20 protein-coding genes are annotated in these 25,953 nt (G+C 72.4%); 15 read left to right on the top strand and 5 right to left on the bottom strand.

Annotation, left to right across the window (positions count from 1 at the left end):
* Window positions 1–39: 39 nt before the first annotated feature.
* Genes MJ604_RS22265 through MJ604_RS22255 form a run of 3 tightly spaced genes read left to right on the top strand, consistent with a single transcriptional unit; the run spans window position 40 to window position 4,647 of the window.
* A complete protein-coding gene (locus MJ604_RS22265) occupies window positions 40–3,147 on the top strand; it encodes an FtsX-like permease family protein (protein WP_243060913.1) in 3,108 nt (1,035 codons plus the stop codon).
* 2 nt (window positions 3,148–3,149) lie between these two features.
* Entirely contained in the window at window positions 3,150–3,998 is an 849-nt protein-coding gene (locus MJ604_RS22260) for an ABC transporter ATP-binding protein (RefSeq protein ID WP_243060912.1), read from the top strand.
* Window positions 3,991–4,647 (top strand): ATP-binding cassette domain-containing protein, encoded by a 657-nt coding sequence (locus tag MJ604_RS22255; protein WP_243060911.1) that lies wholly within the window; start codon window positions 3,991–3,993, stop codon window positions 4,645–4,647. Before MJ604_RS22260 ends, MJ604_RS22255 begins: the two co-directional genes overlap by 8 nt.
* On the opposite strand, the gene MJ604_RS22250 is transcribed toward MJ604_RS22255, so the two are convergent.
* On the bottom strand, window positions 4,644–5,957 hold the full coding sequence (locus tag MJ604_RS22250) for a M20/M25/M40 family metallo-hydrolase (RefSeq protein ID WP_243060910.1): 1,314 nt from the start codon (window positions 5,955–5,957) through the stop codon (window positions 4,644–4,646). The genes MJ604_RS22255 and MJ604_RS22250 overlap by 4 nt on opposite strands.
* Window positions 5,954–8,011, bottom strand: coding sequence for a prolyl oligopeptidase family serine peptidase (locus tag MJ604_RS22245; RefSeq protein WP_243060909.1), 2,058 nt, complete (start codon window positions 8,009–8,011; stop codon window positions 5,954–5,956). The genes MJ604_RS22250 and MJ604_RS22245 overlap by 4 nt, the downstream gene beginning before the upstream one ends.
* 184 nt (window positions 8,012–8,195) lie before the next feature.
* Here MJ604_RS22245 and MJ604_RS22240 point away from each other — a divergent pair, with 184 nt between their 5' ends.
* Genes MJ604_RS22240 through solA form a run of 7 tightly spaced genes read left to right on the top strand, consistent with a single transcriptional unit; the run spans window position 8,196 to window position 16,194 of the window.
* Window positions 8,196–10,064 (top strand): ABC transporter substrate-binding protein, encoded by a 1,869-nt coding sequence (locus tag MJ604_RS22240; protein ID WP_243060908.1) that lies wholly within the window; start codon window positions 8,196–8,198, stop codon window positions 10,062–10,064.
* Window positions 10,061–11,107, top strand: a complete 1,047-nt coding sequence (locus MJ604_RS22235) for an ABC transporter permease (protein WP_243060907.1) — start codon at window positions 10,061–10,063, stop codon at window positions 11,105–11,107. Before MJ604_RS22240 ends, MJ604_RS22235 begins: the two co-directional genes overlap by 4 nt.
* Window positions 11,104–12,024 carry an ABC transporter permease gene (locus MJ604_RS22230; RefSeq protein ID WP_243060906.1) on the top strand — a complete coding sequence of 307 codons (921 nt, stop codon included), beginning with the start codon at window positions 11,104–11,106 and terminating at the stop codon, window positions 12,022–12,024. Before MJ604_RS22235 ends, MJ604_RS22230 begins: the two co-directional genes overlap by 4 nt.
* Window positions 12,024–12,992 carry an ABC transporter ATP-binding protein gene (locus MJ604_RS22225; protein ID WP_243060905.1) on the top strand — a complete coding sequence of 323 codons (969 nt, stop codon included), beginning with the start codon at window positions 12,024–12,026 and terminating at the stop codon, window positions 12,990–12,992. Before MJ604_RS22230 ends, MJ604_RS22225 begins: the two co-directional genes overlap by 1 nt.
* The gene (locus MJ604_RS22220; protein WP_243060904.1) at window positions 12,989–13,960 is read left to right on the top strand and encodes an ABC transporter ATP-binding protein; all 972 of its coding nucleotides are present in this window, start codon (window positions 12,989–12,991) and stop codon (window positions 13,958–13,960) included. The genes MJ604_RS22225 and MJ604_RS22220 overlap by 4 nt, the downstream gene beginning before the upstream one ends.
* Entirely contained in the window at window positions 13,953–15,053 is a 1,101-nt protein-coding gene (locus tag MJ604_RS22215; RefSeq protein ID WP_243060903.1) for an aromatic ring-hydroxylating dioxygenase subunit alpha, read from the top strand. Before MJ604_RS22220 ends, MJ604_RS22215 begins: the two co-directional genes overlap by 8 nt.
* Window positions 15,046–16,194, top strand: coding sequence for an N-methyl-L-tryptophan oxidase (gene solA, locus MJ604_RS22210; RefSeq protein WP_243060902.1), 1,149 nt, complete (start codon window positions 15,046–15,048; stop codon window positions 16,192–16,194). Before MJ604_RS22215 ends, solA begins: the two co-directional genes overlap by 8 nt.
* Here solA and MJ604_RS22205 read toward each other — a convergent pair.
* A complete protein-coding gene (locus MJ604_RS22205) occupies window positions 16,157–18,535 on the bottom strand; it encodes an excinuclease ABC subunit UvrA (protein WP_243060901.1) in 2,379 nt (792 codons plus the stop codon). The genes solA and MJ604_RS22205 overlap by 38 nt on opposite strands.
* Before the next feature lie 217 nt (window positions 18,536–18,752).
* Here MJ604_RS22205 and MJ604_RS22200 point away from each other — a divergent pair, with 217 nt between their 5' ends.
* A complete protein-coding gene (locus MJ604_RS22200; protein WP_243060900.1) occupies window positions 18,753–20,129 on the top strand; it encodes an FAD-binding oxidoreductase in 1,377 nt (458 codons plus the stop codon).
* 160 nt (window positions 20,130–20,289) lie between these two features.
* On the opposite strand, the gene MJ604_RS22195 is transcribed toward MJ604_RS22200, so the two are convergent.
* On the bottom strand, window positions 20,290–21,594 hold the full coding sequence (locus MJ604_RS22195) for a hypothetical protein (RefSeq protein WP_243060899.1): 1,305 nt from the start codon (window positions 21,592–21,594) through the stop codon (window positions 20,290–20,292).
* A 112-nt stretch (window positions 21,595–21,706) separates the two neighbouring features.
* Here MJ604_RS22195 and MJ604_RS22190 point away from each other — a divergent pair, with 112 nt between their 5' ends.
* The 4 genes from MJ604_RS22190 to MJ604_RS22175 all read left to right on the top strand — a co-directional run bounded on the left by MJ604_RS22190 (window position 21,707) and on the right by MJ604_RS22175 (window position 24,841).
* Window positions 21,707–23,269, top strand: a complete 1,563-nt coding sequence (locus tag MJ604_RS22190; protein WP_243060898.1) for an HD domain-containing phosphohydrolase — start codon at window positions 21,707–21,709, stop codon at window positions 23,267–23,269.
* 97 nt (window positions 23,270–23,366) lie between these two features.
* Window positions 23,367–23,729: a DsrE family protein gene (locus tag MJ604_RS22185; RefSeq protein WP_243060897.1), complete on the top strand. Its 363-nt coding sequence runs from the start codon at window positions 23,367–23,369 to the stop codon at window positions 23,727–23,729.
* A gap of 30 nt (window positions 23,730–23,759) precedes the next feature.
* Complete coding sequence (locus MJ604_RS22180; protein ID WP_243060896.1) at window positions 23,760–24,092, top strand: hypothetical protein; 333 nt, start codon at window positions 23,760–23,762, stop codon at window positions 24,090–24,092.
* Between the two features lie 101 nt (window positions 24,093–24,193).
* The gene (locus MJ604_RS22175; protein WP_243060895.1) at window positions 24,194–24,841 is read left to right on the top strand and encodes a hypothetical protein; all 648 of its coding nucleotides are present in this window, start codon (window positions 24,194–24,196) and stop codon (window positions 24,839–24,841) included.
* A gap of 15 nt (window positions 24,842–24,856) precedes the next feature.
* Here the strand turns inward: MJ604_RS22175 and MJ604_RS22170 are convergent, their stop codons facing one another.
* Complete coding sequence (locus MJ604_RS22170; RefSeq protein WP_243060894.1) at window positions 24,857–25,948, bottom strand: hypothetical protein; 1,092 nt, start codon at window positions 25,946–25,948, stop codon at window positions 24,857–24,859.
* Window positions 25,949–25,953 lie beyond the last annotated feature (5 nt).

Genomic DNA, 25,953 nt, shown 5'->3' with positions numbered 1-25,953 from the left:
ATGAGAGAGTGGCGGGGTTTGTGACCGGGAGAGGGCGGGATGAGGCTGAGGTACCGGCCGTTCCAGGCGGTGGCGATCGCCACGCTGGCGGCACTGATCACCGCGTGTGCGGCGTTCGCACCCATGTACGACCGGGCGATGCGCCAGGCGCTGACCGACATCTCGATCGCGCGGACGCCGGCCGCGGTCGCCGGTCTGCAGATGACCGGCACGACGCAGCTCGGCGGCTTCACGTTCGCCTCCCACAACCGCACCGACCCGCCCTCGCCCGAGGTGGTCGCCGACGAGCTGCCCGAGGACCTGCGCGGCTCGTACGGCGACCCCGTCCTGGGCTACTCCGCGCTCGTGGTCTCCGAGCCCGGCGCCTCCTCCGACCCGCGCGGCCAGCTGATCTGGCGCGAGGGGCAGTGCGAGCACGTCACGATGGTCGAGGGCTCCTGTCCCGACGCCGCCGGCGAGATCGCGATCAGCGAGGCCGACGCCGAGAACTTCGGGCTCGGCGCGGGCGACACGGTCCGGGTCTCCGGCATCCCGCGCGACCGCGGCGAGCGGACCGTGGTGCCGAGCGTCCCGCTGGTCGTCACCGGGATCTACGAGCAGCAGCGCGACGACTACTGGTTCGGCCTGAACCTCACCGGCCTCTCCGGCGTCGTCGACTCGACCCCGCCGCCCCACGTCCAGCACGACATCTGGCTGACCGAGCGCGGGACGTTCGACTCCTCGGAGATGCCGCCGCTGCCGAACCAGGCGTCCACGGTCGGCTACCCCCTGAACGCGGACGCCGTCGGTGTCGACGACGTCCTCGCCCTCGGTGACGAGATCGAGCGGCTCGCCGACGACGCCCGGCGCGACCCCGCCAACGGCGTCTCGATCGACGTCTACTCCGGCCTCCCCGACATCGCCGACGAGATCCGCGAGCAGACCAAGCAGTCGCGGATCACCGTCCCCCTGCTGATGGCGCAGCTCGGCCTGCTCGCCGTGGTCGTGCTCTGGCTGGTGCTCCTCGCCGTCACCGAGCAGCGCCGCCCCGAGGTGGCGCTGGCCCGGCTGCGCGGGCGCGGCCGCCAGGGCGCGCGGCGGTTGCTGCTCGGCGAGCTGCTGCCCGTCACGCTCGCCGGCGTCGTACCCGGCGTCCTCCTCGCCGTCGCCGGCGTCGCCCTGGCACGTACGTCGGTGCTGCCGGGCAGCGCGCCGTTCGAGCTCGGCGTCCCGCTCGTCGCGGCGGTCGTGCTCGCGGCCGTGGTGCTGACCTCCGTCACGGTGCTCGCCGTGCTGCGCGTCTCCCGCGAGCCGGTCGAGACGCTGCTGCGCCGGGTGCCGCCGCGGCCGACGGGCTTCGCGCTCGGCGTCGCGGAGGCGCTGGTGATCGCGGGCGCCGGATCCGTCGTCGTGCTGTTCGCCACCGGCGGTCTCGAGGGTCCGATCGCCCTGGCCGCGCCCGGCCTGCTCGCGATCGTCGTCGGCATGGTGCTCGCGCACCTGACCACGCCGATCGCGGCCGTCGCGGGCCGACGGTTCCTGAGGAACGGCCGCGTCCGCGCGGGCGTGAGCTTCCTCGACGCCGCCCGCAGCCCGGCCACCCGCCGGATCGTCGCGATCGTGACGCTCGCCTCCGCGCTCGCGGTGTTCTCCGCGGACGCGCTGCTGGTCGGCGACCGCAACCGGGCGTCCGCCTCCGAGCAGGGTGCCGGCGCAGCGCTGGTCGCCGACGTGGTCGGGCCGGACCTCGCTGCGGTGCGCAACGCGCTCGACGAGGTCGACCCCGACGGCGAGTTGGTCACCCCGGTGGTGCGGCTGATCCCGCCGGGCAAGGACGCGTCGAGCACGCTCGCCGTGGTGCCCGACGAGTTCCAGGACATCGCGCTGTTCCCCGGCGGCGCACCGGACCCGGCGCTCTGGGACCGGATCGCGGTCCCCGAGGCCGAGCCGATCCAGATCACCGGAAGCAGCCTCACCGTCGACATCGACGACTCCACCCTGCGCTCGAAGCGCCTCGACGGCGAGCCGCACCCGGTGCAGCTCGGCTTCGACATCATCAACGAGCGTGGCGAGACCCTGCGGGTGCTGCTCGGCGAGCTCTCGGAACCCGCCGAGCACACGCCCGTCGACGTCCCCGTCGGGTGCCGCGAGGGCTGCTACCTGACCGGCATCTGGCTGCGCACGCTGCCCGGCGCGACCATCGACGGCAGCGCGACGTTCCGCAACCTGGTGGGCGTGTCCGACACCGGTGACGACCCGGTCGACCTCGGGCCGGCGTACCTCTGGGCGCCGTTCGACGACGCCAACGACGGCAGCGTCACGCCGATCTCGGACGACCCCGAGGAGCTGACGATCGAGGTGCACGGCAACGGCGCCTCGGAGCTGACGATGTCCCAGGTCTGGCTGCCGGGAACGGTTCCGGCGCTGGTCGCCGGTGACCTGCCGCCGGGCAGCGACGACAACAGGTTCTCGCTCGTGAACATCGACGGCGAGGAGAGCGACGCGGCCCGGGTCGCGACGCTCGAGCGGGTCCCCGCGTCGCCGACCGAGACGGCGGTCGTGAACCTCGACCTGGTCGAGCGCGGCAGCGCGATCACGTCGTCGGCGGTGATCGAGCTGTGGTTCGCCGAGGACGACGACGCGCTGCTCGCCGACGTCACCGCGGCGCTCGACGAGCACGGCGTCGACCTCTCCGGCACGACGTCGCTCGCCGGCGTCCGCCAGGGGTACGACGAGTCGACCGCCGCGTGGAGCCTCCAGCTGGCGGCGCTGATCGGAGCGGCGGCGCTGGTGATCGCGCTGCTGGTGCTGGTGGTGAGCGCGGCCAGCAGCTGGCGGTTCCGCACCCGCGACCTGGCGGCGCTGCGGATGAGCGGCGTGCCCTCGCGTTCGATCGGCGCGATGGCGGTCGCCGCGCAGCTGCCCGCAGTGGTCGTCGGCGTCGCAGCCGGTGCGCTCGCCGGCCTGATCGGTGCCCGGCTCGCGCTGCCGATCGTGCCGCTGTTCGCCGCGGCCCCCGAGGTCTCGACGCTCGACCTCGGCACCGCGTGGGGCGGTGTCGTGCTCGCCACGCTGGGCGCGCTGGTGGTGCTCGGCCTGGGCAGCGTGCTGATCGGCCGGGCGCTGGCCGGACGCTCCGACATCCGACGGCTCCGGGAGACGCTATGAGCATGCAGGGGAGCACCCACGGCACCCGTGTCAGCACGCGACGACTGGTGCACATCTACCGGTCCGAGGGGCACGAGGTCGCGGCGCTGTCCGGCGTCGACCTGGACGTCGCGCCGGGTGAGATGGTCGGCCTGCTCGGCCCGTCCGGCGCCGGCAAGTCGACGCTGCTGAGCCTGCTCGCGGGCGTGTTCAAGCCCAGCGCCGGCAAGGTGCACGTCGGCGCGATCGAGCTGTCGCAGGCCACGCCCCGCGAGCTCGACGAGATGCGGGCGAAGGACGTGGCGCTGATGCTGCAGGGCGCCAGCCGCAACCTGCTGCCGTACTACACGCCGTACGAGAACGTCCGCTTCGCCCAGGGCGCCGCGCGCAAGACCGGCAAGGACCTGCCCGAGCCGGACGAGGTGCTCGCCGGGGTCGGTCTGGAGGCCGAGGCGCACACGCCGCTCGCGACGCTGACCCCCGGGCACCGGCAGCTCGCCGCGCTGGCCGTCGCGATGGCGTCGCGGCCCGGCCTGCTGCTCGCCGACGAGCCGACCAGCCAGCTCGACCACGCCGCGCGCGACAAGGTGCTCGCGTCGATCGCGGACGCCAACCGTCAGCTCGGCACCACGGTCGTCATCGTGACCCACGACCCGGACGTGGCGGCGTTCCTGCCGCGCACGATCACGATCCGCGACGGCCGGGTCGGGGGAGAGGGCCGCAGTGGCGAGGAGTACGCCGTGGTCACGCCCGACGGCTTCCTGCCCCTGCCGCTGCACGTGCGCGAGGACCTGCTGCCCGGCACCCTGGTCCGCTTCCACCTCACGGACGACGGCTACGTCCTGATCGCGGAGGAGAAGGTCGATGAGTGATCTGCGCGCCGAGGCGCTGACCGTGTCGTACGACGACCTGGTGGCGCTCCAGCCGCTGGACCTGCAGGTGCGACCGGGGCAGCTGGTCTCGGTCACCGGCCCGTCCGGCGCCGGGAAGTCCACGCTGCTCTGGGCCCTCGCCGCGGCGCTGCGCCCGACCGGAGGAACCGTGCACCTCGGCGACACCGTGCTCACCGACCGCGAGCAGGCGGCGAGGCTGGGCGTCGTCGTCGTGCCCCAGGGCAACGGCCTGGCGTCGTCCCTGACCGCCACGGAGAACATCGTGGTGCCGCTGCTCAGCCAGGGCGTCGACGCCGAGGAGGCGCACCGGCGCACCGAGGAGGCGCTGGCCGCCGTCGGGCTCGAGGAGTCCGGCAACCACCTGATCGAGGAGCTGTCCGGCGGTCAGCAGCAGCGGGTCGCGATCGCCCGCGCGCTCGCCGCGCGCGCCGACGTCCTGCTCGCCGACGAGCCGACCAGCGACCTGGACGCGGCCAACCGCGAGAAGGCCGTGGCGGCGCTGCGGGTCGAGGCGATCCGCGGCGCGATCGTCGTGATGGCCACGCACGACCCCGAGGCCGCCGAGCAGACCGATGCCGAGCTGCACCTCGACGCCGGCGTCGCGGAGTGGCGTCGCCCGCTCGGCTAACCCAGGAGCTCCTTCGCCAGCGCGACGTGGAACTCCACGGACAGCAGCAGGTCGTCGACGTGCACCCGCTCGTCGGCGTTGTGGAACCCCGCCGTCAGCACCTCCGCCGACGTCGAGCGGAACGGGCTGAAGCCGTATGCCGTCGGGGTTCCCGCCGCGCGCAGGTAGACCGAGTCCGTGAACCCCGTGCACAGCATCGGCAGCAGCTCCGCGTCGTCGCCGGAGGCGACCAGCACCCGCGAGATCGCGTCCATCAGCCCGGTCTCCGGTGAGGACGCGCTGCCCGCGACCAGCTCCTCCGGCCACTCCAGCTCGTAGGGCAGGTCCGAGCCGAGCCGCCCGCGCACCGCGCGCTCGACGTCCGCCTCGGTCGTGCCCGGCAGGATCCGGCAGTCGAGCTCGACCGACGCCCGCGCCGGCATCACGTTCCGCTTGAACGAGCCCTCGAGGAGGGTCGGCGCCATCGTGATGCCGCCCAGCGCCGGGATCGTGTGCGCGAGCACCGGGTGCAGCGCGGCCGCGTCACGCAGCGCCTCGCCGCGGTCGTCGTACCCGCCGAGCAGCACCGCCAGCATCGCGTCGACGTGCGGCGACTCCTGGGGCGTGGGCATGCCCGGCCCGACGCGGCGGAGCAGCTCGGCCAGGAGCGGTACGGCGTTCGCCCCGACGTCCGGCGTCGACGCGTGGCCGGCCTCGCCGACCGCGACGACGCGGGCCGGGAACGTGCCCTTCTCGCCGATGCTGACCGTCTGCACGACACGCCCGTCGGCCAGCGGCAGCCGCTCGCCGCCGCCCTCGTTGATCGCGAGGTCCGGTCGGATGTCGGGCCGGGCCTCGAGAAGCCACCGCATGCCGACGTCCGCCGTACCGTCCTCCTCGTCGGCGACCGCGATCAGCCAGAGGTCGCCACGCGGCCGGAAGCCCTCGCGCGCGAGCGCCGCCATCGCGACCGCCCGGGCCGCGACCTCGTTCTTCATGTCGATCGCGCCGCGGCCCCACAGCCAGCCGCCCTCGTCGACGACCGCCGCGAACGGCGGGTGCGTCCAGTCCCGAGGGTCGGCCGGCACCACGTCGAGGTGGCCGACGAACGCCAACGACGGGGCCTCGCCGGAGCCAGGGATCCGGGCCACCAGGTTGGCGCGGTGCGGGTCGCGCGCGACCAGCTCGCAGTCGACGCCGGCGTCGGTGAGGTACTCGTGCAGGTACGACGCCGCGAGCGTCTCGTTGCCGGCGTACCCGGGCGCGTTGCTGGTGTCGCAGCGGATCAGCGCCCGCGCGACCTCGAGGACCTCGGTGTGGAGATCGCTCATGCCAACCGGTCCAGGACCCAGGCGTATACCTCGGCCTCGTAGGCCAGGTGGCCGAACCGGCCCGACGGCCCGACGTGCGCACCGGCGCCGGTCTCGACCCGGAACAGGCAGCGCGGCGACCACTCCGGGTCGGTCTCGCGGAGCCGGGCGACCCACTTCGCGGGCTCGTGGACCATCACCCGCGGATCGTGCACGGCGCCGGTGACGAGCAGGTCGGGCCGGGTCCCGGCCGCCGGGACGTTGTCGTACGGCGAGTACGCCAGCATCCAGTCGAACTCGGGCTTCTTCCGCGGGTCGCCCCACTCGTCCCACTCGGTGATCGTCAGCGGGATCGAGGCGTCGAACATCGTGCTCACCACGTCGACGAACGGCACCTCGGCGACGACCGCGCGCCACCGATCGGGCCGCTGGCTGAACACCGCCCCCTGCAGGAGCCCGCCGGCCGACAGCCCGCGGGTCGCGATCCGGGCCGGGTCGACGAGGCCGTCGCGGGCGAGGCCGTCCGCCACCGCGATCTGGTCGTCGAACGTGTGCTGCTTGTTCGCGAGCTTGCCGTCGAGGTACCAGCGCCGACCGAGCTCACCGCCGCCGCGGTTGTGGGCGTAGACCCAGACCACGCCGCGGTCGAGCAGGCTCGGCAGCGCCGGGTCCCACGCCGGCTCGTCGACGGCCTCGTAGGACCCGTAGCCGTAGACGAGTGCGGGCGCGGTGCCGTCGAGCGGGGTGTGCTTGTGCCGCACCAGCGTCGCGGGGACCTCGGTGCCGTCCGCGGAGGGGAACGTACGCCGCTCGCTCACGTACCGCTCGGGGTCGTGGCCGGGCGCCTCCTCCCGCCAGACCCGGTCGAGCAGGCCGGACTCGAAGTCCCACGAGATCGCCACCCCCGGCTCGATCCACGACTCCTCGAGCACCAGGACCGAGGTGGCGTCGTACTGCGGCGAGCGGAGCAGGTCGCCGTCCATCTCGTTCCACCCGTGCCCGCCGGCCAGGTCGTCGTGGGGGACCCGGACGAGCCTGCGCTCGCCGTCCTCCCGGACCGTCAGCAGCACGCACCCGGCGAACGCGTCCGCGCGCAGCAGCCGCTGCCAGCGGGACTCGGCGCGCGCCTCGACCCAGACCGACGCGTCCTGGTCGGCACCGTCGGGGACGGGCGCGGTCATCAGCCGCGACTCGACCGCGTCGTGGTCGGTCACGACCAGCAGGTCCGTGCCGCCGTCGGGTCGGCGGCGGTGCTCGGCGTGGTAGCGGACGCCGTCGCGGCGACCGCCCACCGACCACGGCCCGCGGGTCACGTCGTGCGCGTCCACGACCCAGCACTCCGAGGTCGTGTTGCTCTCGCTCCAGATCACGATGCAGTCCCCGCTGCGGGTGCCGCGGACCTGCACCTCGAACCGCTCGTCGGGCTCCTCCAGCACGAGCACGTCGTCGGCCACCGGCGTACCCACGCGGTGACGCCGGACCTGGAACGGCCGGTAGGCGTCGTCGTGCACCGTGTAGAAGAACCAGGCGGAGTCCGCGCTCCACGCGCCGCTGTAGTAGGTGCGGGGCACCACCTCGTCGAGGTCGGCGCCGGTGCGCAGGTCGCGGAAGCGGAGCTCGTAGACCTCGTCGCCGGTGCGGTCGGCCGAGTGGGCGAGCACGTCCTCGTCGGGGCTGACCAGCGTCACGCCGAGCTCGAAGTAGTCCGCGCCCGCGGCCATCGCCACGACGTCGAGGACCGTCTCCTGGCCGTCGGCCGTGCCGCGCACGATGTTCGCGTACTCCGCCCCGGCCGGGGTGGACGTCGCGTACCAGTGCCGGGCGCGCTGCCAGCGCGGCGAGGTCTCCTCGGCCGGGACCCGCGCGACCATCTCGGCGTCGAGCTGCGCCGCCAGGTCCCGGAGGTGGGACGTCGAGGTGTCGTAGAACGCCCGCTCGGCCTCGAGGTGGGTGAGCAGCCGGTCACCGCCGTCGGCCATCCACCGGTACGGATCGGGACGCGACACCCCGTGCTCGGTGTGCTCGAACGGGGTCTGGGGTGCTTCCGGTGTGCCCACGGGTGGAGGAGCCGTCACGCGGGCCAAGGTACGCCGATTTCGTCACGGGAGCGGCTGCCGACCCCGGATTCTGTTTCGAACTGGTTGCAATACCGACGATTTCGCGGATTTAGGGCGGCCAGTCCCTCCCCATGAGGCGCCGGATGAGGTAAGAACACCTGAACGGCAGTTCAAGCGGCAGTTCAAGGACTGGGGAGCACTCATGCGCACACGCCGGAATCGACGCACGTCCCTCGTGGCTGCGGGCGCGCTGCTGCTCGCCGGCCTGGCCCCCGGACTGATGGCGCAGTCGTCGCCGGCGCAGGCCGCGGACGACGACGTCACGCTGACCGTCGCGATGCTCAACGACGCCGACTCGCTCAACCCGTTCGTCGGCATCGAGGTCACGTCGTACGAGATGTGGGCCCTGATGTACGACTACCTGATCACGTACTCGACCAAGGACCTCTCGATCGAGCCGTCGCTGGCGACGAGCTGGGAGACGTCGGACGACGGGCTCACGTGGACCTTCGACATCACCGACGAGGCGACCTGGTCCGACGGGGAGCCGTTGACGGCGGCCGACATCGCGTTCACCTACAACCGGATCATCGACGGCGGGCCCGAGGCCGCGACCTGGGGCTCCTACCTCGGTCAGGTCACCGAGGTGACCGCCCCGGACGACACCACGCTGGTCCTCACGCTGAAGAAGCCGAACTCCAGCCTGCCGCTGCTGCCGATCCCGATCGTCCCCGAGCACATCTGGAAGGACATCGAGGAGAAGGACGTCAAGACGTACCTGAACGAGCCCGACGGGGGTACGCCGCCGGTGGGGTCGGGACCGTTCCGCCTCGTCGAGGGCAGCGCCGGCGGCTCGACGTACGTCTTCGAGCAGAACCCGGACTACTGGCAGGGCGCGTCGAACCTCGACCGCGTGGTGTTCCGCGTCTACAAGTCGCAGGACCCGATGATCCAGGCCCTGATCAAGGGTGAGGTCGACTTCGTCGACGGCATCAACGCCCTGCAGGTGAAGTCGCTGGAGGGCCAGGAGGGCATCACCGCCACCAACGGCAACGCCCCGAGCTTCAACGAGATCGCGTTCAACACCGGTGCGATCGACCTGAAGACCGGCGAGCCGATGGGCGACGGGAACCCGGCGGTCCAGGACCAGGCGTTCCGCCACGCACTGGGCTACGCGATCGACACCGAGGAGCTGCTCGAGAAGGTCTACCAGGGCGCCGGTGTCGCGGGCTCGGTGATCATCCCGCCCGCGTTCACGACCTGGCGCTGGGAGCCACCAGCCGACGAGGCGTACACCTACGACCCGGAGAAGGCCGGCGAGCTGCTCGACGAGGCCGGCTACACGATGGGTGACGACGGACTGCGCACCATGCCGGACGGCTCGCCGATCGGCACGCTGCGGCTCGCGGCGCGCTCGGAGTCGCCGACGTCGCTCAACACCATGAACTTCTTCCAGGAGTGGCTCGCCGACATCGGCATCGAGGGCGAGGTGGTGAGCATGGAGTCGAACAAGCTCACCAACGTGATCCTGGACGGCGACTTCGACGCGTTCGAGTGGGGTTGGTACGTCGACCCGGATCCGACGTCGATGCTCAGCTACATGACCACCGACCAGCTCGGCAGCTGGTCGGACACCTGGTACAGCAACCCCGAGTACGACGCGCTCTTCGAGGCGCAGCAGGTCGAGATGGACCAGGACGCCCGCGCGGAGATGGTCCACGAGATGCAGCAGATCCTGTACGAGGACGCGCCGTACCTCGTGACGGCGTACGACACCATCGGCGAGGCGTTCCGCAGCGACCGGTTCGCGTGCCTGGTCCCGCAGCCCGACCCCGGCGGGGTGTGGCTGTTCCAGTCGGGCATCTACAACTACCTGAACATGCAGACGGCCGAGAACGCCGACGAGTGCGCTGGCGAGGCCAACGCGACGCAGGCGTCATCGCCGGCGGAGAACGACGACAGCATGAACACCTGGGTGCTGGTCGCGATCGGGGTCGTGTTCCTCGCGATGCTCGCCGGCGGAGGGGTCATGCTGGCGCGCAAGCGGGCCACCGAGGCGGACCGCGAGTGACGGTCGCTGCCGCCGACCCGGCCGCCGCGGCGGCCGAGGCCGCGCAGCCACGACGACGCCGGAGTGGCTACGGCCGTTACGCCGGCGTCAAGGTGCTGGGCGCCCTCGGGAGCCTGCTGTTCATGCTGGTCGTGAACTTCTTCCTGTTCCGTGTGCTGCCCGGCGACCCGGCGCGGACGCTCGGGCGCGGCCGGCTCAGCACGCCCGAGCAGCTCGAGGAGTTCAACCGGACCTACGGGCTCGACCAGGGCCTCGGCGAGCAGTTCCTGACGTTCCTGAAGAACACGCTCCAGGGCGACCTCGGCTACTCGATCCTGTACCACAAGAACGTCTCCGACATCCTGGTCGAGCGGCTCTGGCCGACGCTGCTGCTGGTGGGCGGATCGACCGTCCTCGCCGCGGTCATCGGGATCTGGCTGGGCATCCGTGCCGGATGGGACCGGTCGAGCAGGTTCGACCGGTTCACCACCGGCGGGTCGTTGACGCTGTACTCGATGCCCGAGTGGTGGCTCGGCCTGCTCCTGATCGCGGCCTTCGCCGTCGGCATCGGTCCGCTGCCGGGCATCTTCCCGACCGGCGGGCTGCACTCGGTCGACGTCGACCCGACGTCGCTCCAGGGGGTCCTCGACACCCTCTGGCACCTGGTCCTGCCGGTGACGACGCTGACGCTGGCCTACCTCGCCGACTACGCGCTGATCATGCGCAGCTCACTGATCGACGAGCTGCGGTCGGACTACCTGACGACGGCGCGGGCGAAGGGGCTGCGCGACGCGCGGGTCCGCGACAAGCACGCCGTACCCAACGCGCTGCTGCCGACCACCACGGTGGTCTCCCTCAACTTCGGGTTCGTGGTCGCCGGGGCGATCACGGTCGAGACGGTCTTCTCGATCCCGGGCCTCGGGCTGCTCACGACCGAGGCGCTCGCGGTGCCGGACTACTGGCTGCTGCAAGGCATCTTCATGCTGTCGTCGGCGACGGTGATCGCCGCGAACCTCGGCGCCAACCTGCTCTACGGCTGGCTCGACCCGCGGGTGCGCACATGAGTGCCGACGTGACCTCCGGGGCGGTCACGCTCACCTCGAAGCAGCTCGCCCGCCGGCGCCGGCGGGCCGGCCGGGCGCGGGCGTGGAGGCTGTTCCGGCGCAGTCGCACCGGCATGGCCGGGCTGTGCGTGCTGGTCTTCTTCGTCGCGGTCGCGCTGTTGGCGCCGGTGCTCGCGTCCGAGTCCGGCCTGTCGGTCACGCAGGCGGACGGCCCGATCCTGGCGCCGCCGTCGAGCGAGTACTGGCTCGGCACGGACGCCAACGGGCGTTCGGTGCTCACGCTGTTGATCTGGGGCGCGCGGATCTCGCTGTTCGTCGGCCTGATGGCGACGCTGATCTCGGTGCTGATCGGGACGGTCGTCGGGCTGACGTCCGGCTACTTCGGGCGCTGGGTCGGGGCCGTGCTGTTCCGGCTGACCGAGTGGTTCCTGGTGATCCCGTTCCTGCCGCTGGCGATCGTGCTGGCCACGGTCCTTGGCCGGTCGCTGCTGAACATCGTGATCGTGATCGGCGTGACCTCCTGGCCGGGCACCGCGCTGCTGATCCGCAGCCAGGTGCTGTCGATCAAGGAGCGGCCGTACGTCGAGCGGTCGCGGGCGCTCGGTGCCGGTCACCGGCACCTGCTCGGCAAGCACCTGCTGCCGAACGTCGTCCCGATCGTGTTCGCGAACACCACGCTCGCGGTCGCGGTCGCGATCCTGTCCGAGACCACGCTGAGCTTCCTCGGCCTCGGCGACCCGACCCGCGTCTCGTGGGGATCGATGCTCGACGACGCCTACAGCATCGGCGCGATCACGACGGGGTCGTGGTGGTACTTCGTGCCACCGGGCGTCTGCGTGGTGCTCGTCGTGCTGGCGTTCACGCTCGTCGGGCAGGCGCTCGAAGAGGTCCTCAACCCGAAGCTGCGTGACCGGTGATGAGCGAGCTGCTGCGGATCGAGGGACTGTCGGTCACCTACCGGACCGAGGAGGGGCCGCTGCCCGCCGTCCGCGACGTCGACCTCGTCGTCGACCGCGGCGAGGTCGTCGGCGTCGCCGGGGAGTCCGGCTGCGGGAAGTCGACGCTGGCGAGCACGGTGCTGCGGCTGCAGCCGGCGTCCGCGACGGTCACCGGCAAGGTGCTGGTCGACGGCGACGACGTCGTGACGATGCGGTGGGGCGACCTGCGCGCGCTGCGGTGGGCCGGCGCGTCGATCGTGTTCCAGGGCGCGCTGCACTCGCTGAACGCCGTACGTCGCGTCGGGCAGCAGATCGCCGAGCCGATCCGGCTGCACGAGCCGTCGGTGTCGGACGCCGAGGTGGGTCGCCGGGTCGGCGAGCTGCTCGAGCAGGTCGGGCTGCCGTCCTCGCGGGCGCGGGCGTACCCCCACCAGCTGTCCGGCGGGCAGCGGCAGCGCGTGATGATCGCGATGGCGCTGGCCTGCCGGCCGTCGCTGGTGGTGGCCGACGAGCCGACGACCGCGCTCGACGTGATGGTGCAGGCGCAGGTGCTCGACGTGCTGTCGGGGCTGGTGAAGGAGCTGGGCGTCGGGCTGATGCTGATCAGCCACGACCTGTCCGTGCTCGCCGACATGAGCGACCGGATCGCGGTGATGTACGGCGGCCGCGTGATCGAGCAGGGGCCGGCGGACCAGCTGTTCACCTCGCCCCTCCACCCGTACACCGCCGCGCTCGGGGCCTCGTTCCCGCGCGTGGGCGACCCGGCCGCGCGCTACGCCCCGGCGGGGCTCGCCGGCGACCCGCCGGATCCGCGCGAGCTGCCGCCGGGCTGCTCGTTCCACCCGCGCTGCCCCCTGGGCTCGGAGGAGTGCACGGTGGCCGAGCCCCTGCTCGAGCTGAAGCGGCCGGACCGCTCGGCCGCCTGCATCAAGGTGGGGGCGTCATGACGGACCTGGTGCTCGAGGCGCGCGGCCTGTCCGTCGCGTTCCAGCTGCGCGGCGGCGACGTCGCGGTCGCGCTGGACGGCGCCGACCTGACCGTGCGCAGCGGCGAGATCGTCGCGCTGGTGGGGGAGTCCGGGTCCGGCAAGACCACGCTCGCCCGCACGCTGGTGGGGCTCCAGCCGCCGACCGGCGGCCAGGTGGTCGTCGACGGGAAGCCGCTGGGCTACCGCACGAAGGACCTCAAGCCGTTCCGCCGGCGCGTGCAGATGATCCTGCAGGACCCGGCCGGTGCGCTGAACCCGCGGCACACCGTCTACGACTCGGTGGCCGAGGGCCTGCGCCTGCACGGCATGACCGACAACGAGGAGCAGCAGGTCGCCGACGCCCTGGCGGCTGCTGGGCTGCGGCCGCCGGAGAAGCTGTTCCTGCGCTACCCGCACGAGCTGTCCGGCGGCCAGCGGCAGCGCGTGCTGATCGCGGGTGCCCTCGCGCTGAAGCCGGAGCTGCTGATCGCCGACGAGCCGGTCTCGTCGCTCGATGCGTCGATCCGCGGCGAGATCCTCGCGCTGCTGCTCAAGCTCCGCGCCGACCTCGGCCTCGGCGTCCTGGTCGTCACCCACGACCTCGGCCTGGCGTGGAACATCGCCGACCGGACCGCGGTGATGTACCTCGGCCGGATCGTCGAGGCCGGCCCGACCGAGGAGGTGCTGGCGGCGCCGCAGCACCCGTACACCCAGGCGCTGCTGTCCGTCGTGCCCGAGATGGAGAGGCTCGAGCCGGTCGTCCTCGAGGGCGAGGTGCCGGACCCGACGAAGATCCCACGCGGCTGCCGGTTCCACCCACGCTGCCCCGCGCTGGCGTCCGGCCTCGCGGTCCTGGTCGAGGACGCGTGCCGGGGCGTGCCGCTGCCCGTGCTGCCGGCGAGCGAGGGGCACCGGACCGCCTGCCACCTGGTCGCGAGCCATGAGTGAGCTGCAGGCGGCGCTGCCGCGGGAGATGTACGTCGACCCGGCGGCGTTCGCGCGCGAGCGCGAGGTGGTCCTGTACGGCGAGTGGTTCTGCGTCGGCCGCGTCGCCGACCTCGGCCTGGACGCACCCGGCCGCGTCGCGGTCGTCGACGTCGTGGGGGAGTCGGTGCTGGTCACCCGTGACACCGACGGTGCGCTGCATGCGGCGTACAACGTCTGCCGGCACCGAGGCTCGCAGCTGTTCGCCGCGCTGCCGGGCGCGGCACCCGTGTGCACCGCGGCGGGCTCGCTGCGCTGCCCGTACCACTCGTGGACGTATGCACTCGACGGCTCGCTGCTGAAGGCGCCGCACACGGAGCTGGCCGAGGACGAGCGGCCGGACTTCGCGCTGAAGCCGGTCGCGGTCGACGCCTGGGCGGGCTTCGTGTTCGTCCACCTCGGCGTCCCGGCCGCGACGCTGGCCGACGCGATGGAGCGGCCGACGCGGACGCTGGCGAACTACGCGATCGACGAGCTGGTCACCGGACTGCGGTTCTCCTACGACGTGGCCGCGAACTACAAGGTGGTCGCCGAGAACTACAACGAGTGCTACCACTGCGGGCCGGTGCACCCCGAGCTCACCCGGCTGGTGCCGGCGTTCGGCGGAGGTGGCACCGACATCGACTGGGACAACGGCGTTCCGCATCGCGAGGGCGCGTGGACGTTCACGATGAGCGGGACGACGGAGCGCGCGCCGCTTCCCGGTCTCGACGAGGCCGAGCGGACCCGGCACAAGGGCGAGCTGGTCTACCCGAACCTGATGCTCTCCGCGTCGGCCGACCACGTCGCGGCGTTCGTGCTGCTGCCGCAGGCCGTCGACCGCACGCGGATCGAGTGCCTGCTGCTGTTCCACCCCTCCGCGGTCGCGGCCCCGTCGTTCGACCCGTCGGACGCCGGCGACCTCTGGGACCTGGTCAACAAGCAGGACTGGGCGATCTGCGAGTCGGTGCAGCGCGGGATGTCCTCGCGCTCGTACACGCACGGCTGGTTCGCGCCGATGGAGGACGACTCCGCCGACATCCGGCGGTGGCTGCTCGGGAGATTCTCCGATGGTTGAGCACTACGACCACGTCGTCGTCGGCCTCGGGGCGCTCGGTTCCGCGGCGGCGTACCACCTCGCGAAGCGGGGCCGCTCGGTGCTCGGTCTCGAGCAGTTCGAGCTCGGCCACGCGCGCGGCGCGAGCCATGACACCAGCCGGATCCTGCGGCACAGCTACCACACGCCGGAGTACGTCCGGCTGACCCAGGAGGCCTACGACGACTGGGCTCTGCTCTCCGTCGACGCCGGCCAGGAGCTGGTGACGGTGGTCGGTGGGCTCGACCTGTTCCCGGTGGATGCCGCGATCCCGCTCGACGACTACACGCGGGCGCTGACCGAGGTGCGCGTCCCGTTCGAGCTGCTCGGCGCCGCCGCGATCGAGGCGCGGTGGCCGCAGTTCTCGCTGCCCGACGGCACCGTCGGGCTGTACCAGGACCGCGGCGCGATCGTGCCCGCCGGGCCGGGCACGGCCGCGATGCAGGACCTCGCGCGGCGGTACGGCGCGACGCTCTGCGACCACTCGCCGGTCGCGTCGGTCACCGACACGTCGGTGACGCTGGCGGACGGCACCGTCTTCTCGTGCGACTCGGTCGTGATCTGCGCCGACGCCTGGACGGCCGGTCTGCTGGCGCCGCTGGGGATCGACCTGCCGCTGACGGTCACGCTGGAGCAGGCGACGTACTTCGAGCCAGAGCGCCCGGAGGACTTCGCTCCCGGCCGGCTGCCGCTGTGGATCTGGATGGACGAGCCGTCGTTCTACGGCTTCCCCTGCTACGGCGAGCCGACCGTGAAGGCGGCTCAGGACTGCGGCGGCCCTCCCGTCGAGCCGGACTCGCGGGGCTCGGACGTCGACGACGCCATGCTCGGTCTCCTGTCCGACCACATGGCTCGCATGCTCCCGGGCTCCGGCCGCGCCGTCCGCTCGCTGCGCTGCCAGTACACCCTCACGCCGGACCGCGACTTCGTCCTCGACCGTGTCCCGGGCCATCCGTCGGTCGCCGTCGGGCTGGGAGCCGCGCACGGCTTCAAGTTCGCGCCCACCTTCGGGCGGCTGCTCGCCGACCTGGCGACGGGGGAGCGGGACTCGGTCTCGCCGACCTTCGCCCTCGACCGGCCGGCGCTCACCGACCCGTCGTACGACGCCCACTGGCTGGTGTGAGCCGGCGGGCCAGGTACGGCGCGGTGGCACTGCCGTCGGCCCGGGCGACGTCGGCCGGGGTGCCGGTCGCGACCACCCGGCCGCCGGCGTCCCCGCCGCCCGGACCGAGGTCGATGACCCAGTCGGCGGTGGCGATCGCGTCCAGGTCGTGCTCGACCACGACCACGGTGTTGCCGGCGTCGACGAGCCGGTGCAGCTGGCGCAGCAGCAGGGCGGTGTCGGCCGGGTGCAGGCCGGTGGTGGGCTCGTCGAGCAGGTAGAGCGCGTGCCCGCGGCGCGCACGCTGGAGCTCGGTGGCCAGCTTGATGCGCTGCGCCTCGCCGCCGCTGAGCTCGGTGGCCGGGTGTCCCAGCTGCAGGTAGCCCAGCCCGACGTCGCGCAGCGTCTCGAGGCTCCGGGCCGCGGCGGGCACGTCGGCCAGGAAGCCCGCGGCCTCGTCCACGGACATGGCGAGCACCTCCGCGACGTTCCTGTCGCGGTAGGTGACCTCGAGGGTCTCGTCGTTGTACCGCGCGCCGTGGCACGTCGGGCACGGCGCGTACGTGCCGGGGAGGAAGAGCAGCTCGACCGCGACGAAGCCCTCGCCCTGGCAGGTCTCGCAGCGGCCCTCGGCCACGTTGAAGGAGAAGCGGCCGGCGCCGTACCCGCGTGCCCGTGCGTCGTCGGTCGCGGCGAAGAGCCGGCGTACGGCGTCGAACATGCCGGTGTACGTCGCGAGGTTGGAGCGCGGCGTCCGGCCGATCGGGCGCTGGTCGACCACCACCAGGCGGTCGAAGGAGTCGAGGGCCTCGGGATCCTCGGCGAGGACCTGGCTGACCAGTGTCGACTTGCCTGAGCCCGAGACGCCGCTGACCGCGGTCAGCACGCAGAGCGGGATGTCGACCGACACGTCCTGCAGGTTGTGCCGCGTGACGCCGGAGAGCCGGAGCCAGCCCTGCGGCTCGCGGACGTCGTGCTCGAGCCGCTCGGCACGGCCGAACAGGTGGGCGCCGGTGGCCGACTCGGCGACGTCCTCGAGACGGTCGACCGGCCCGCTGTAGAGCACCCGGCCGCCGTCCGCCCCGGCGCCCGGGCCGATGTCGACGACCCAGTCGGCACGACGTACGACGGCGAGGTCGTGCTCCACCACGAACAGCGAGTTGCCGGACGCCTTCAGGTGGTCGAGCACGTCGAGCAGTGGCTCCGCGTCCGCTGGGTGCAGGCCGGCGGACGGCTCGTCGAGGACGTAGACGACACCGAACAGCCCCGAGCGCAGCTGGGTGGCGATGCGCAGCCGCTGGGTCTCGCCGGGCGACAGCGTCGTCGAGCTGCGGCCGAGGCTGAGGTAGCCGAGACCGAGGTCGAGCAGCACCTCGATGCGCGCGACCAGGTCGGTGGAGATGCGGACCGCGACCTCGTCGTCCTCGTCGGGCTCGCGCAGGAGGTCGGCGACCTCGGTGAGGGAGAGCGCGTTGACCTCGGCGATCGAGCGGCCGGCGTACGTGACGGCGAGCGCCTCCGGGCGGAGCCCGCTGCCGTGGCAGTCGGGGCAGGGCGTGTCCACCACGAACCGCAGCGCGCGCTCGCGCATCCGCTCGCTCTTGGAGTCGGCGAGGACGTGCATGACGTGCTTGCGGGCGCTCCAGAAGGTGCCGTAGTAGCCGTAGTCGATGCGGTCGCGCTCGGGCTTGATGAGCACCGACGGCTGCTCGTCGGTGAACAGCAGCCAGTCGCGGTCCTTCTTCCGCAGCCTGCGCCACGGCTTGTCGACGTCGATGCCGAGACCCGTCACGATGCTGCGCAGGTTCGCGCCCTGCCAGGCGCTCGGCCAGGCGGCGATGGCACCCTCGCGGATGCTCAGCGAGGGGTCCGGGACGAGCAGCTCCTCGGTGACGTCGTGCACGACGCCCAGGCCGTGGCAGCGCGGGCAGGCACCGGCCACGGTGTTGGGGGAGAAGGCCTCGGCGGCGAGGTGCTCGGCACGGGCCGGATAGTCGCCGGAGCGCGAGTAGAGGATCCGCAGCAGGTTCGACAGCGTGGTGATGGTGCCGACCGAGGACCGTGAGGTGGCCGCCCCGCGTCGCTGCTGCAGCGCCACCGCCGGCGGCAACCCGGTGATCTCCTGGACGTGGGGGGCGCCGACCTGCTGCAGGAGGCGTCGGGCGTACGGCGCGACCGACTCGAAGTAGCGACGCTGCGCCTCGGCGTACAACGTGCCGAAGGCCAGCGAGGACTTCCCCGACCCGGAGACGCCGGTGAACACCACCAGGGAGTCCCGCGGGATGTCGACGTCGACGTCGCGGAGGTTGTGCTCGCTGGCCCCGCGGACGCGGACGAAGTGATCGGTGGCGTCAGTGGTCACGGGAGCCCCGTACCCGCAGGCGACGTACTCACCCACAAGCGGCCGCCAACCGCCACCAGCACGCCCGAAATGCCTCATTCGTGCGATGCGGGGGCGCGCTGCGAGGGCTAGCGTCGACGTGACATTCCTGTCGCGCACCGTCGCGACCCGTGACGCCCTGACCACCTCGACGCCCCTGTCGCCCGGACGCGACATCACCGTTCCTGGAGGAGGGCAGATGAGCGTCCAGCTGGACCCGTTGCGGGAGGCGATCAGGGGGACGGTCACCGGCCCCGATGACGAGGGGTACGACACCGCGCGCACGGTCCGCAACGGCATGATCGACAAGCGCCCGGCCGTGATCGTTCAGGCGGCCAACGCGGGCGACGTGATGAGCGCCGTGCGCTTCGCGGCCGAGAGCTCGCTGACCGTGGCCGTGCGCGGGGGCGCCCACAGCGTTCCGGGGTTCGGCACGGCGGACGACGCCGTCGTCGTCGACCTGTCGGCGATGCGTGGAGTGCGGGTCGACCCGGTGGCGAGGACGGCGCGGGTCGAGGGCGGCGCGACGTGGGGCGACATGAACGCCGCGACGTACCCGTTCGGCCTGGCGACGACCGGCGGGATCATCTCGACCACCGGAGTCGGTGGCCTGACGCTCGGCGGCGGGATCGGCTACCTGTCGCGGGGGCTGGGCCTGTCGCTGGACAACCTGGTGTCCGCGGACCTGGTCACGGCGGACGGGTCCTTCCAGGAGGTCAGCGAGAAGGACCACCCGGATCTGTTCTGGGCGATCCGCGGCGGTGGCGGCAACTTCGGCGTCGTGACGTCGTTCGAGTTCCGGCTCAGCCCGGTGAAGGACATCTACGGCGGGCCGATGTTCTTCGAGCTCGACAAGGCGGGCGACGTGCTCCGGTTCTACCGGGACTTCATCGTCGACGCACCCGAGCAGCTCGGCTGCTTCCCGGCGTACCAGATCGCTCCGCCGCTCCCGTTCATCCCCGAGGACCGCCACGGCGAGCCCTTCATCGCGATGGTGGCCTGCTGGTCGGGCGACCTCGACGCCGGGGAGCGGATGCTCCAGCCGATCCGCGACGTGGCGCCTCGCGTGGCGGAGATGGTCGGGCCGATGCCCTACCCGGCCCTCAACAGTGCCTTCGACGCGTTGGTCCCTCCCGGCCTCCATCACTACTGGAAGGCCAACTTCGTCACGGAGCTGACCGACGACGCGATCGCGGCGCACCTCGAGCACGGGCCGAAGCTGCCGGCGGTGAACTCCACGATGCACATCTACCCGATCAACGGTGCGTGCCACCGGGTCGCGCCGGACGCGACGGCGTTCGCCTACCGTGATGCCACCTTCGCGACCGTGATCGCCGGGATGTGGCCCCCGGACCAGGTCGACGACGAGGCAGGCACGGCATGGGTCCGCGACTACTACGACGCCACGGCGCCCCACTCCGAGGAGGGCGGCTACGTGAACTTCATGGCCGACGACGACCAGGACCGGATCCGTGCCAACTACCGGGGCAGCTACGACCGGCTGCGGGAGATCAAGACCCGGGTCGACCCGGGGAACCTGTTCCGGCACAACCAGAACATCGCTCCGCTGTCATGAAGCCGATCCGCTGCCTGGTGTCCCTCCACAGCTGGGAGCGAGTGAGCGCGGACGACGGGTCTGCTCGGTTCCGGCGGTGTCGGCGGTGCGGGAAGCACGACTATCCCGACGCGGGTGACGCCGGCAACTGGGCCGCTGGCGCGCTCGGCGGATAGCCCCGTCAGGGGGTGAAGCCGAGCTCGCGGGCGATGATCGCCGGGCTCGTCACCGTGGCCGTGGGGGAGCGGGCGTCGAGGACCGCCAGGAAGTCGGACCAGCAGTAGAACTCGATCCGGCTGACCCAGTGGTCGCGCGGGTCGGAGGAGGTGCAGTCCCAGGCAGCCGGGTCGCTCAGGGTTCCGCGCTGTCCGTCGACGAAGCGGTAGAACTGGATCAGGTTGTACTGACCCGCCGTGGGCTGCAGGACGCGGGTGGCGAGCGCGCTGGGCAGCTCGTAGCGCTTGCCGCCGAGCCCGGGTGCGGAGTAGCACGCGAGTGCGGCGTTGTTGCACTTGCCGCCGTCGACGGTCTCGACGCTCAGCTCACGCGTCGACTGCAGGGTCGCGAGCTCGTTGATGCCGGAGCCGTAGAGGCGGTAGAAGGCGAAGCAGGACAGCACGGCCGTGCGCGAGGCGGCGTCCTGCTTGTCGTTGGGGAAGTTGAACAGGCCCCAGGCGTCCTGGTGCCCGCGGTTCCCCAGGACGCTGAGAGACCCGCACGACTCGTCGACCTGCTGGGCGTTGGTGAGCGTCGTCATGTCCTTGTAGTTCTTGCTGTGCGACACGACCTGCCAGCCGTAGCCGTCGCGCAGGTTCGCCAGGTCGGCCCAGTTGGCGTTGGTGCTGTAGAACCCGCAACCGCGAACCGCCGCGTTGGCGTTGGGCCGGTTCGTCACGACGCCGGTGATGGCGTACAGGCCGCGCGCAGCCAGCTCGCGGGCGGCGTCCTCGAGCGTGGGCGTGCCGGGAACGAACACGCAGCTGCCCGAGCTCGTGTCGGCGACCTGCCACATGGAGCGACCGAAGGCGATGCTGAACCGACCCGCGTCGGGGACGGGAGGGCTCGTGTCGACGGTGAACGGGGTGGTCGTCCGAGGGCTCCCGTTGGTCCCCGTGGTGCTGTCCAGGACGTAGGTGCGGAACTCGTAGCTGCCGTCGGGCAACCCGGAGAAGTCGAGACTGAACGCGTTGCCGGCGGAGACGGTGGCGTTGAACCCGAACCACGTCGCCCTGGTGGTCCCGGCGGTGCGCGAGTTCACCCAGAGGCAGCCGCTCGGCGCCGTCGTCGACCTCTGGCACAGCACGACCTTGACGCTCTGCAGGTTCGTCGCCGTGTAGGTGCCGGCGACGCGAACGGACCCGGTGGTGCTCTCGGTGCCGGACGTCGGGCTCGTGACCGTGGTCCCGGACGCGGCCTGCGCCGGCCCGCCCACGGCAACGAGCAGGGCGCCTGCGAGCACGATCGACATGGCGAGCCGTATGAGCACGAGCGCCTCCTCCTGGTCCCCCGAACGTAGTGACGGACCGGGGTGCTGCCATCACCAGTACGAGGGATATCGGTCGGTGCCCAGCCCCGCCGCCGGCCGTACACTGCGCTTCGTGGCGCGGGACGCGGGCGACTCCGGTGTGACCCTGGCCGAGGTCCTGGCGGCGTACTCGCTGGCCACCGACCTGGGGCTCGGTCAGCCCATGGAGCACCTGCTGCGTTCGTGGCGCATCGCCTCCCGGCTGGGCGCTCACGTCGGGCTGCCCGAGGAGGAGCAGGCGTCGCTGTTCTACGTCGCGATGCTGTCGTGGGTCGGGTGCGTCGCCGACACCCCCGAGGTCGCGTCGTTCTTCGGCGACGACATCGCGTTCCGGGCCGACAGCTACGACGCCGACCTGGGCGGCCTGTCGGGGTTCCGCTTCTTCCTCTCCCATGCCGGTGCCGGCGGTGCGGCCAGCCGGCTCAAGGTCGGCAGCACGATCCTCTCGACCGGTGGCCGCCGGGTCATCCAGGGCATCCAGTCGCACTGCCTCATCACGTCGACGCTGGCGGATCGGCTCGGGCTCGACGCGGCGGTCTCCAGCGCGGTGCGGCAGTTCTTCGCCCGCTGGGACGGGCGGGGAGTGCCGGACGGGGTCGGCGGCACGGACCTCTCGCTGTGGATCCGGTTGTTCCACCTCGGCGACGTCGTCGAGGTGCATGACCGCCACGGTGGCGTCGGCGCCGCCGTACGCGTCGCTCGCGATCGCCGGGGCCGACAGTTCGACCCCGCGCTCGCCGACGCCTTCTGCGACGTCGCCGGCGAGGCGCTGGCGTCGTTGGAGGGGGAGTACGACGTCACCGCGCTGCTCGCCGACGCTCCCGGCCTGCGGCGCTCGTTGTCGGACACGGCGCTGGACGACGCGCTGGGGGCCTTGGCCGACTTCACCGACCTGCGCTCCCCGAACCGTGCGGGCCACTCCAGCGGGGTCGCGGAGCTCGCCGGCGCCGCGGCGCTGAAGCTCGGTCTGCCCGCTGAGGACGCCGCCGCGACCAGGCGCGCTGGGCTCGTGCACGACATCGGGCTGCACGGCGTGCCGGCCACGATCCTGGACAAGCCCGGGAGCCTGTCCGCGACCGAGTGGGAGCGGGTGCGGCTCAGCTCGTACTACACCGAGCGGGTGCTGGCCCGTCCGGCGGCGTTGGCCCGGATCGGCGCGATCGCGTCGTACGCCAACGAGCGCATGGACGGGAGCGGCTACCACCGTGGCACCGGTGGCGCGAGCATCCCGATGGCGGGTCGGGTCCTCGCGGCTGCCTGTGCCTTCCGGTCGCTGGTCGAGCCACGGGCCGCGCAGGAGCCCCGGTCCCCGAAGCAGGCGGCCGTCACCCTGCGCGAGGAGGCTCGTGCGGGACGGCTCGACGCCGACGCCGTGGACTCGGTGCTCGCGGCGGCCGGTGCCGGGGGGCGCCGGAGGGTCGCGGGCCCGGCAGGGCTGACCGCACGCGAGGTGGAGGTGCTGGTCCACATCGCCCGCGGCTCGACGACGCACGAGGTCGCCGCCCGGCTCGGGGTGTCGCGCAAGACCGCGGCGACCCACGTGGAGCGCATCTACATGAAGACCGGTGCCTCGTCGCGGTCGGCCGCGACGCTCTTCGCGCTGCGCAACGGGCTGCTCGATCCGCTCGAGACCTGAGCTCACTTTGTCGGGTGTTTGCCCGACGACGCCGTTCTCCTGGGCTCCTAGCGTCGAGCCACTCGGTCCGCCGGACCGCGAAATCAAGGAGAACACCATGAGCAAGGCAGTCGTCAGTCTGACCACCGGTCTCGAGGACCCGGAGAAGGTGAGTGTCGCCTTCCTGGTCGCCGTCGGTGCGGCCGAGACCGGTCGCGAGACCCTGATGTTCCTCACCAAGGAGGCGGTCCGCCTCGCGGTCCCGGGCGTCGCCGTCGGCATCGCGTGCGACGGGTGTCCGTCGATCGAGGAGCTCGTGAAGCGCTACGAGGCCGCAGGTGGGCGCTACTTCGTGTGCCCGCTCTGCGTCAACGCGCGTCGACTCGACCCGGACGACCTCATCCCCGGTGCGGAGATCAACGGCACCGTCCCCATGTGGAACTGGATCGGCGACGAGCCGGCCACGACCTTCAGCTACTGACCACGGACCACGAGACGAAGGAGAAGAACCATGAGCAAGGCAACCCTCAGCATGACCAGGAGCACGCAGGAACACACCGAGCCGGCGCCCGCCGTCGGCACCCCGCGCCCCCACTTCGCCCTGGCGGTCGCGGCACTCGTCGCCGTGACCGTCGCCGGCCTGGCCGTCGCCCTGGACTGGAGTCCCAGCGGGGAGTCGGCGGCCCCGGCCGCCCCGGAGGCGCCGGCCGAGCCGGGCCCGCCCGCGGCGTACCTGCCGGGTGGGTCGGTCTACGAGCAGCAGGTGCCCGGGCACCGGCACTGGGCGCTCGTGCACGGGCCCGACGGCATGCCCTACAAGGCGCAGGTGCCGAGCGCTCGGTGACCGGCGAGCAGGCCCGGGACGTCGTACGGACACCGCACGCGGTGGCGCCGTCACCCGACGTCCCGGGCAGTCGTCGCGTCGCGGAACCTCTGGAGCCACGCGTGCGTCGTACCCGCATGCCGAAGGACACCCTCGTCAGCGCCCTCAGTCTCGCGGCCGTGGCGCTGACGCTCTCCGCGTGCGACCTCCCGTGGACCGCCACCCCGACCGCGGCCGGCCCCGAGGTGGTGCGGACCGCTGAGCTCGACGACGCGTCCGGTCGGCCCTGCCCCCGGAGCCTGCCGGTCGGTGACGACCCGTCGGGTCACGGCTTCGGGACAACGGAGGCCGCGACCGACCTTCCTGCTCTGCGCGAGACGCAGGAGGCATGGGTGTGCGAGTACGTCGCCGTCCACGGACACTCCGCGACCGGGACCGTCTACAGCTGGGTGCGAGACGGATCCGCCGAGCCGGTGGCCGACAGCGATCTCCCCGCGCTCCGAGAGGCGCTCGGCGCCCTGACGCTCCCCGACGTCGACCAGGCATGCACCGACGACCTCGGGCCGCGTTGGATGGTCGTCTCCACCCACGACGGTGACCTCACCGGTGTCGTCGTCGACGACTACGGGTGCCGTGCCGTCCGGCTCACCGACAACCCGCACGCGACCGCACCCGGCGCGGGCGGCCAGGAGGGGACGGTCGCCGGCGTTCTCGACGGTGGGACCGCGATCCTCGACGTCCTGCGCATCGGCCGTGCGAGTGGCGAGTGACGCTTCCCTGGCTCGTCAGCGCCGGGCGAACCGAGGGTCGACCGTCGCCCAGGTGACACCGCGGTCGCTGCTGACCCGCAGGTGACGCTGGTCGAACACGGTGGCGACGAGATCGGCGCCGACGACCGTGACGACGGAGGTGTCCCGCTGCAGGTCCGCCGGCCGGAACCGGAGCGTGGCGTTCGTGGGGTCGGTGGCGACGTACACGCCTCGGTAGCGCGTGCCGGCGACGAGGGTGCCGTCCGCGAACACCTGGAGCTCGTAGGGGTTGAGACTCTGTCCGCGCCGGGTACCGAGGCGGTGGCTGGAGAGCACGTCGCCGGTGGCGGGGTCGAGGGTGTGGACCCAGCGCAGGTACTCGCTGTCGCCGGTGACGACGACGGTGCCGCCGCTCGAGGCGAGGCAGTAGTGGACGAACCGTCCGCTGTCCTCAGGAAGGAGATCCGTCGAGGTGCGGGTCCAGGTGACGCCGTGGTCGGTCGAGGTGCGCACGGGCAAGCCGCGCCTCGACCGGTCGGGGTAGGAGCAGATGTATCCGGCCCCGTGGTCGTACCAGGGATCCGCGGTGCCCATCCAGGCCGGCGCCCGGCGATAGAGCATCCGGTTGCTCGCCGGACGGTAGAAGTGGAACGGGTCGGTGAGCTGACCCCAGGACGCCGCGACGTCGCCGGCGCGGATCGGGACCGGCCGTCGCTGCGGGTGTCGAGCCGCTCGGATCGGCAGGAGCGTCCCGGCGCCGGTGGGGGAGATCCGCACCCACTCGTCGAGCGTCGTACGCCGTCCGTTCCAGTCCACCGCGTGGCCGACGAAGCCGTCGGGGGCGACGGCGACGATCTCGAGGGGAGCGCGCACCGCGAGGGTGCGGGACGTGGGCTTCCACGCCGCGTCGTAGAGGCGGTACGCCGTCCACCCGGTGCGCGGCTTCGTCCACACGACGACGTGCTCGCCGGTCGCGGCGGTGTGGACGCTCGCGGGACCTCGTTGCCAGCCGTGTCGGTCCGTCACCGGACGCGGATCCAACGGATCTGCGCCGGCGGACGGCAGCGCGAGCGCGAGCACGATGGCGACGGCGACCGAGAGCAGGCCGCCCCGAGCGGATGGGCCCATAGGGC

The sequence above is a fragment of the Nocardioides sp. SR21 genome (assembly GCF_022761125.1).
GTDB lineage: Bacteria > Actinomycetota > Actinomycetes > Propionibacteriales > Nocardioidaceae > Nocardioides.
Note: the sequence above shows the minus strand (reverse complement) of the source record. Positions and strands in the feature narration are given on the sequence as shown.

Excerpts from the sequence above, each read along its gene's own strand:
- solA (WP_243060902.1), top strand. The coding sequence starts at position 15,046 with ATGGTTGAGCACTACGACCACGTCGTCGTCGGCCTCGGGGCGCTCGGT.
- MJ604_RS22240 (WP_243060908.1), top strand. The coding sequence starts at position 8,196 with ATGCGCACACGCCGGAATCGACGCACGTCCCTCGTGGCTGCGGGCGCG.
- MJ604_RS22230 (WP_243060906.1), top strand. The coding sequence starts at position 11,104 with ATGAGTGCCGACGTGACCTCCGGGGCGGTCACGCTCACCTCGAAGCAG.
- MJ604_RS22225 (WP_243060905.1), top strand. The coding sequence starts at position 12,024 with ATGAGCGAGCTGCTGCGGATCGAGGGACTGTCGGTCACCTACCGGACC.
- MJ604_RS22170 (WP_243060894.1), bottom strand. The coding sequence starts at position 25,948 with ATGGGCCCATCCGCTCGGGGCGGCCTGCTCTCGGTCGCCGTCGCCATC.
- MJ604_RS22255 (WP_243060911.1), top strand. The coding sequence starts at position 3,991 with ATGAGTGATCTGCGCGCCGAGGCGCTGACCGTGTCGTACGACGACCTG.
- MJ604_RS22260 (WP_243060912.1), top strand. The coding sequence starts at position 3,150 with ATGCAGGGGAGCACCCACGGCACCCGTGTCAGCACGCGACGACTGGTG.
- MJ604_RS22265 (WP_243060913.1), top strand. The coding sequence starts at position 40 with ATGAGGCTGAGGTACCGGCCGTTCCAGGCGGTGGCGATCGCCACGCTG.
- MJ604_RS22180 (WP_243060896.1), top strand. The coding sequence starts at position 23,760 with ATGAGCAAGGCAACCCTCAGCATGACCAGGAGCACGCAGGAACACACC.
- MJ604_RS22185 (WP_243060897.1), top strand. The coding sequence starts at position 23,367 with ATGAGCAAGGCAGTCGTCAGTCTGACCACCGGTCTCGAGGACCCGGAG.
- MJ604_RS22200 (WP_243060900.1), top strand. The coding sequence starts at position 18,753 with ATGAGCGTCCAGCTGGACCCGTTGCGGGAGGCGATCAGGGGGACGGTC.
- MJ604_RS22215 (WP_243060903.1), top strand. The coding sequence starts at position 13,953 with ATGAGTGAGCTGCAGGCGGCGCTGCCGCGGGAGATGTACGTCGACCCG.
- MJ604_RS22220 (WP_243060904.1), top strand. The coding sequence starts at position 12,989 with ATGACGGACCTGGTGCTCGAGGCGCGCGGCCTGTCCGTCGCGTTCCAG.
- MJ604_RS22250 (WP_243060910.1), bottom strand. The coding sequence starts at position 5,957 with ATGAGCGATCTCCACACCGAGGTCCTCGAGGTCGCGCGGGCGCTGATC.